Genomic DNA, 705 nt, shown 5'->3' with positions numbered 1-705 from the left:
GGATTCCCTGCCCAGTGCTATATCTGTCCACAGTTATGGTTGTTGTACGTTTTAATTTACGCGTCACAGCGCGGCATTTTCGTGTCCAGGCTGTCACAGGCAACAAAATAGTGATACATGATAGGATTTGCACAGGATTTATGACACTTGCGCGTAATAAATCAGCTCCGCCGTTCGCTTGAACGATAGGTGTAATTGCAATGGGGAAATCAATGAGGTTCATAAGGTTATGTTAGGGTTGCACGGCTATGCATTTGGAGGAGTATTTTTTTCCCGGCTTAAGATGAACGTCATCTTCCAGAGACGCTTCCGGAACGTTTCATAGACGTTATGCTGGAAAACACGATTATGCTGCGCATCGTGCCTGACGTAGCATAGATAGATGTAAGGCTTTTTTGAGAATGTGCGTGATTTGATGATTTAGGTCTAAAGCCACGATAGACAGAAGATGAATATTTTGTTACTTTTAGCACCGTGAAAAGTTAATTGGTATTACCAATTAACTACGCATCATCCGCTGAGAAGATTAAGAAATGGCCTATAGTAAGATCCGACAACTCAAGTTATCGGATGTCATAGAACAACAGTTGGAATATTTTATTCTGGAAGGAACGCTGCGTCCTGGAGAGAAATTGCTCCCTGAGCGTGAGTTGGCCAAGCAATTTGACGTCTCCCGCCCCTCGCTGCGGGAAGCTATCCATAGAT

General features: G+C 43.7%; 1 protein-coding gene. It reads left to right on the top strand.

Features of this window, described 5'->3' with window-relative positions; genetic code table 11:
* Nucleotides 1–533: 533 nt before the first annotated feature.
* Nucleotides 534–705 (top strand): GntR family transcriptional regulator (locus BG74_RS17060; protein ID WP_244267344.1); only part of this gene is annotated, 172 nt, incomplete at its 3' end.

It is taken from the genome of Sodalis-like endosymbiont of Proechinophthirus fluctus, assembly GCF_001602625.1.
Classification (GTDB): domain Bacteria; phylum Pseudomonadota; class Gammaproteobacteria; order Enterobacterales; family Enterobacteriaceae.
The sequence above is the reverse complement of the archived record's forward strand: the minus strand, read 5'-3'. Positions and strand labels throughout refer to the sequence as shown.